The 6321-nt window shown below is 67.9% G+C and carries 6 protein-coding genes; 5 read left to right on the top strand and 1 reads right to left on the bottom strand.

Annotated features, from left to right (window positions below; all coding sequences use genetic code 11):
* The first annotated feature begins 136 nt into the window (after nt 1-136).
* Complete coding sequence (locus tag ACYVK7_RS15710; RefSeq protein WP_460888660.1) at nt 137-1234, top strand: tyrosine-type recombinase/integrase; 1098 nt, start codon at nt 137-139, stop codon at nt 1232-1234.
* 492 nt (nt 1235-1726) lie between these two features.
* On the opposite strand, the gene ACYVK7_RS15705 is transcribed toward ACYVK7_RS15710, so the two are convergent.
* Complete coding sequence (locus ACYVK7_RS15705; protein WP_460888659.1) at nt 1727-2386, bottom strand: TetR/AcrR family transcriptional regulator; 660 nt, start codon at nt 2384-2386, stop codon at nt 1727-1729.
* 189 nt (nt 2387-2575) lie between these two features.
* Between ACYVK7_RS15705 and ACYVK7_RS15700 the strand changes: the two genes are divergently transcribed.
* The 4 genes from ACYVK7_RS15700 (at nt 2576) to ACYVK7_RS15685 (ending at nt 6307) form a co-directional block, all read left to right on the top strand.
* Nucleotides 2576-3880 carry an MFS transporter gene (locus ACYVK7_RS15700; RefSeq protein WP_460888658.1) on the top strand — a complete coding sequence of 435 codons (1305 nt, stop codon included), beginning with the start codon at nt 2576-2578 and terminating at the stop codon, nt 3878-3880.
* A 214-nt stretch (nt 3881-4094) separates the two neighbouring features.
* Complete coding sequence (locus ACYVK7_RS15695; protein WP_460888657.1) at nt 4095-4508, top strand: hypothetical protein; 414 nt, start codon at nt 4095-4097, stop codon at nt 4506-4508.
* Nucleotides 4509-5232: 724 nt separating this feature from the next.
* Nucleotides 5233-5727, top strand: coding sequence for a M15 family metallopeptidase (locus ACYVK7_RS15690; protein ID WP_460888656.1), 495 nt, complete (start codon nt 5233-5235; stop codon nt 5725-5727).
* A 178-nt stretch (nt 5728-5905) separates the two neighbouring features.
* Nucleotides 5906-6307, top strand: coding sequence for a four-helix bundle copper-binding protein (locus ACYVK7_RS15685; RefSeq protein WP_460888655.1), 402 nt, complete (start codon nt 5906-5908; stop codon nt 6305-6307).
* The last annotated feature ends 14 nt before the right edge of the window (nt 6308-6321 follow it).

Raw genomic sequence — 6321 nt, 5'->3', positions numbered from 1 at the left:
AGCCCTACACGCCGCTGCCCACCCGGTCCCGGCAAGCCTGGAAACCAACTAACCAGCTCTCCACCAAACCCGGGGCTTGACACTGGTCGCCACCGCCCAGACTGAGCTTGAGCACACCGGCAGGCTCCTGGCCGCGATGCAGAACACCGAACCGGAGACCGAGGTCACCGTCGACGGGCGCCGCTACCAGCGCACCAAGACCACCTGGAAGGTCAACGCCGTCGCCCTCGACGAGGGACCTCGCCGGTTCGACGTCGCGCAACGTGACACCGATGCGTTCTGGACCTGGGCCACGATCGAGGTCCTGCGCCGCACTGGCGTCCGTGTCGAGGAGCTCCTGGAGCTGACGCACGTGGGCCTGCGCCAGTACCAGGCGCCTACCGGTGAGATGGTGCCCCTGGTGCAGATCAGCCCGTCCAAGACCGACGCCGAGCGTGTCATCCCGGCCGACCCGGATCTCGTCTCCGTGTTGGCGAAGATCATCCGCCGGGTCAAGGACGACGAGGGACGCGTGCCTCTGGTCCAGCGTTTCGACGAGCACGAACAGGTCTTCGGTCCGCCCCTGCCGCACCTGTTCCAGCACGTCGTGAACTACCAGCGCCAGGTCATCTCGACCGAGCGGATCCGCTCACTGCTGCGCAAGGTGGCAGAGCGCGCCGATCTACGCGACGTCGACGGAACACCACTGCGGTTCACGCCGCACGACTTCCGCCGCGTGTTCTCCACCGAGGTCGTCAACGGCGGGCTACCCATCCACATCGCCGCGAAGCTGCTGGGCCACCTGGACCTGAACACCACCCAGGGCTACGTCGCGGTCTACCCAGAAGAAGTCATCAGCCGCTACCGCGCATTCGTCGACGAACGTCGGCAGCGTCGACCGAGCGAGGAGTACCGCGAGCCCAGCGACTCCGAGTGGAACGAGTTCCGTGACCACTTCAGCCTTCGCAAAGTCGCCCTTGGCACCTGCGAACGCCCCTACGGGACCCCCTGCCAGCATGAGCACGCCTGCGTCCGCTGCCTCATGCTCCGCATGGCATCCACCCAGATGCCACGCCTGCTCCAGATCGAACGCAACACCCACGAACGACTCGAAGAAGCCCACCGCCTCCAATGGCTCGGCGAGGTCTCCGCGCTCGAAGAGAACCTGCGACACATCGCCGACAAGAAACGCCAGGCCGAACGGCAGCTGCAGCAAGCCGAGACCGACGAGATCGGGCCCGACGCACTCGACTGACCGGGAACTGTCGGTGACGGCGCGTTCCTCACCGGCATCGTCGAGCGGGACTGATATCGCGCGGGCACGCCGTTCTCGTCACGACCTCGGTCTCGGATATCTCGTAGAGCGAGCAGATTATCGGTCGGTCCGGTCTTCCAGTCCTGTTCCATGACTACAAGCAGTGACCTCGCAGTGATCGCTACGAGGCCGTTGGGCGCGTCATCCAGTCCCGCCTGGTCGAGATCCCGGTGCTCTGTGCGATGTGCTGGACGTGCGCGTTCAACACGGTGTCGACAAGGTCGGAAGGAATCATCGCACCAACCCATTCGAGCTCCGTTTCCACCAGAGTTGCAAGCTCGGCGGAGAGTGGGGTCGGGCGGATAAGGGCCATGGCGGCTACCGGTCGACGTTGTTGTCGAGGTAGCTGTCCAGGTCGAACGAAATGGCACGGGAAGCCGTGGCCCGCTCGCTCGATCAAGAGGGCTGGGGTGCCGACCAGCTCTTGGTCAACTACCGCGATCGTGCCGCCAGCCCGGGAAGCGGGCGGTCATTGGGTTCCTTCGTGGATCCTCCCCGGTGCGTCAGAAGGGTCGTGGGCGGATCCAGGATCGAGCGGACGGTCGAGGTGACGACAGCAGCGACGTCCGTGGTCTTGATGCGTCCGGCGCGGTTCTCCTCCGCGGCCCCGTGCAGGACGTAGTGCACGACGTTGACCAGCCACTCGATCGGCAGGTCCGTGCGGAACGCGCCCTCGTGCTGTCCACGGCGGATGAGCTCCTCGATCCGCTCGCCCGGGCCGACATGAAGGTCACGGATGCGGCCGGCGGGCAGGACGCCCTGGGCGGCAGCGAGTAGTGCCGCTGACTCCGCGACCAGCGCCCAGCTGGACGCGAGCAACCGGTCCAGGGCGTCGCGTGCGTCGCCGCCGAGGTCGACTGCGGACAGCGTCTCCTCACCGGCCCGCAGCGCGTCGGCGAGAGCCGCCTCCACCAGATCCGCGCGGGTCTTGAAGTGCCCGTAGAGCGTCATCCGGCCCACGCCCGCGGCCGCTGCGATCGCATCGATGGTTGCGTCCGGGTCCTGGCTCAGGCTGGCGCGTGCCGCGGACACAATGCGGGCGATGCTGCGCTCGGCGTCGGCCCGCCGGCGCGGGCGGATGTCGGTGCTCATGCCGCCCAGTCTATCTCGTACGGGAATATACGGGTTATGCTCGCCCTTGTAACTCGTACTTCGACATACGAATTAGTCCTTGGAGGACGGCGATGACAACGAACGAGACCCCCACGGCAGCCGAACAGCAGGAGGTGGGTCATCCGTTACGCTGGCGCATCCTGGGGTTCCTCGGGGTCGCACAAACTGATGCTGATCCTGGACGTGACCGTCGTAGCCATCGCCCTGCCGCACATCGAGACCGATCTGGGCCTGAGCCGGGCGGCACTGACCTGGATGGTGAGCGCGTACACGCTCACGTTCGGCGGCCTGATGCTGCTGGGTGGACGGCTCGCCGACCTTATCGGCGCCAAGCGGGTAGTGCTCGCCGGTCTGCTGATCTTCACGGCCGCGTCACTGTTGACGGGGCTGGCTGACTCCGCCGTCCTGCTCCTAGGCGGTCGCATCGCCCAGGGCATCGGCGCGGCGCTGCTCTCACCGGCGGCGCTGTCGCTGGTAGTGACGCTGTTCGACGGCGAGGAGCGGAACAAGGCTCTCGGCGTGTGGTCAGCGCTGGGCGGTGGTGGCGCGGCCCTCGGCCTGCTCGTTGGCGGGCTGCTCACCGCCGGACCGGGCTGGCCCTGGGTCTTCTACGTCAACGTCCCGATCGGCGTGGTAATCCTTGTCGGCCTCGCCGTCCTGTTGCCCCGGCAGAGCGGAGCCGTGCCGCGCGCCCGGCTCGACGTACTTGGCGCGCTGCTGGTCACCGCATCGTCGGGCGCACTGATCTACGCGCTCATCAACGCCGGAGAGGACGGGTGGCTGACGCCCGTCACCGGGTGGCTCGTGCTGCTGGCCGCCGTCGGCTACATCGCGTTCGTCCTCTGGCAGCGGACCGCGCGTTCACCGTTGATGGACGTCGCCCTGCTCGCGCGACGACCGGTGGCGACCGGCACCTTCCTCATCCTGATGGCGACGATCCTGATGATCGCCGTGTTCTTCCTGGGCACGTTCTACTTCCAGCACGCACGCGGCTACGGCGCGCTGCAGACCGGCCTGCTGTTCCTTCCGGTCGCGCTCGCCACTATGCTCGGCGCGAACCTGACCGGCCGTGCCCTCGCGCGGCTGGGGGCGCGCACGCTTGCTGTCGCCGGCCTGCTCACCGCGGCGATCGGGCTGGCGGTACCCGCCCTCTGGTTGGAACCGGTCGCGGTGACCGTAGGTGTCGCGATCGCAGGCGCCGGGACCGGCGCGCTGTACGTCGTCGCCTCTGCGACAGCCCTCGGTCAGGTCGCTCCCCACGAGGCAGGGGTTGCTTCGGGTCTGGTGAGCACGTTCCACGAATTTGGTGCGTCAATCGGGGTCGCGGTCGTGTCCAGCGTCGCAGCAGTCAGCATCGTCAGTGACTCGCTTGCCGGATTCGCAAGCGGTTTCGTTGTGATCGCGGCCCTGGCGGGCGGAGGAGCACTGGTGGCCGCCCTGCTCACACCCAGCCGCCGAACGAATGCCCACTGAGAAAGGGACACACCTGCAGCACTGGTAACCACTCCCGGAGATGAACTCACCGGGGCCTGACCAGCAGGGCCACCGTCCGGGCCAGCGCGGCACCCGCGCGCGGACCCGGACGGTGGTTCCACACCGTTATCGGTCCGTTACAGTAGGGTCCACCATGTTCATGACACGTCGCCTCTGCTCGCCCCTGGCCGGTTCCCGGCATGGAGCGACGGCCGTGGCCGCAGTCGTGTTCCTCGTGTTGGCGGTCGTGGGCGTGCAACTGGTGTGCAGCATCCATCTCAACGAGCACACAGGCGGCGGCGCGCAGGCTCATGGGGGACATGGCCACGGCCATGAGCACTCGCACGGCGGCGAGGTACTGGCCGTGCACGACGTGCCGACGGGTCAGGTCGAGGTCGTCGAGCGCGAGGCCGGCGGTTCTTCCGGCTCTTCCGGCTGCTCCGAGCACGACACCGTCACGGCGCGGGCCCAACCGCTCCTGCAGCCATCCCTGGTCTTGGCCACGACGCCGGAACGCACGGCCATCCGTCTGACACAGACTGCCGTCTTCCAGGACCATCGGATAACTTCCGCCTCGGCCAAGGCGGCTGCGCCGTCGCTGCATGCCCTGGGGATCAACCGGACGTAGTCCAGTCCCACCGCCGACCTCGCCCGAGCGTTGGCCGGTTCAGCGTGCCCGAAGAACGGGCCACGTCGGTGGTACTAGTCCGATCCGAAAGGTCCCCGCTCTCATGGAGCCCAGCTTCACCCAGAACCGGCCGGTGAGCGGCCGTGGCCGTCATCGGGCGGCCGACCCCGCGATGCCGGTCGATGTTGCCCGGGCCAGCTCGGAGCACGTCACCGCCTTCGCTGAGCGCCCCAACGCGGAGGCCGCTGCCAGGTCGGATGCCCGGCGGTCCCTGACCGCTACCCCCGCCGCTCAGGTGGCGCCGACGTCCCCGTGGCTGAGCGCTGCGCTGTCCAGCAAGCCGGTTCAGGGCGCGACCAACTCAGCGGACACCAACGCCGGCCCGGCGACGCGGACGCGGCGAACCAGAGGACGCCGTAGCAAGGGCCGGCACTCGGCAACACCGAGTCGAGCGCTGCCCCCTGCAACCGGGCGGTGGCCGTTGACGCTCGGTCTGGGGATCGCTCTAGCCACTACGACGTCGTTCACGGTCGCCGCTGTCGGCGGTTCCGGGAATGACGGGCGCGTCCAGCCAGGAGGAGCTGGCGCCGCGGCGGCACTCACCGGTCCGCCGTCGAGCACAGCAGCTGCTCTGCCTGATCGGCAGAGCGGTGCCTCGCGCAGCCAGCAGCGTGAACCGCTCGGCACTTCTCGAGCTGGCATCACCGTCCCTCGTGACGCGACCATGCCCGTTGAGGAGGCGGCCCCCGTCCAGGTCGAGGCGCCGCCAGTTCTGCCTGGCTGTGATGGTGAAGCCACCGGCTCAGGTCTCAACGGTGAAGTGCCGGAGAGTGAACTGTGCGCCCTGTGGGACGGGTACCCACCGATCCGAGCCGACGCGGCAGTCGCCCTTGCCCGTCTGAACCAGGCCTACACCGAGCAGTTCGGCGAGCCGATGTGTCTTACGGACGGTTACCGCAGCTACGCACAGCAGGTTGCGGCGAGGGCGGCAAAGCCGACGCTGACGGCAACGCCGGGCCGGTCCAACCACGGCTGGGGCCTCGCGGTGGATATCTGTGCCGACAGCTACGCCGGTGAGCGCTGGGACTGGCTCAAGGCGAACGGCCCGGAGTACGGGTGGGACAACCCGCAGTGGGCGCAGTGGGGTGGCTCTGGGCCGTACGAACCGTGGCACTGGGAATTTACGGCAGCGGTGGCACAGATCGACGATAACCACTGAAGGCTGCCGGTGGTTGAGGCGCCGCCTTCGTCCAGGCCGGGCACGAGGCATTGGGACGGGTCTGCCAGGCGCCCGACCCAGGCTGATTGCGAGTCGTTAGGTGGGTTCTTACCGTGGGAGGACATGGGCGGCGTGGCCTGACGGCAGCGGCGCCTCCGAGGACTCTGGAAGAGGCGCTATGAAGACAAGCCAGATGCTCGAGAGCTACCCGAAGTCGATCAACCTGGACCGGACGCTCTTGGCCCGGGTGATCGAAACCATCGTGGAGTGCTCGCAGGCGTGTTCCGCCTGCGCGGATGCGTGCCTCAGTGAGGACCACGTGGCCGACCTGCGCAAGTGCATCCGGACGAACCTGGACTGCGCGGACGTCTGTGATGCGACCGCTCGTGTGCTGTCCCGGCACACGGGGTACGACGCCAACATCAGCCGTGCGCTGCTGGAGGCTTGTATCGCTGTCTGCAAGGCGTGCGGCGACGAGTGTGAGCAGCACGCGAGCATGCATGATCACTGCCGCGTATGCGCCGAGGCATGCCGCGCCTGCGAGGCGGCCTGCCGGGAGCTGCTCAGCACGATCAGCTGAACAGACTCCCGACA

It is taken from the genome of Promicromonospora xylanilytica (assembly GCF_054782895.1).
This window is presented reverse-complemented; position numbering and strand designations above follow the sequence as displayed.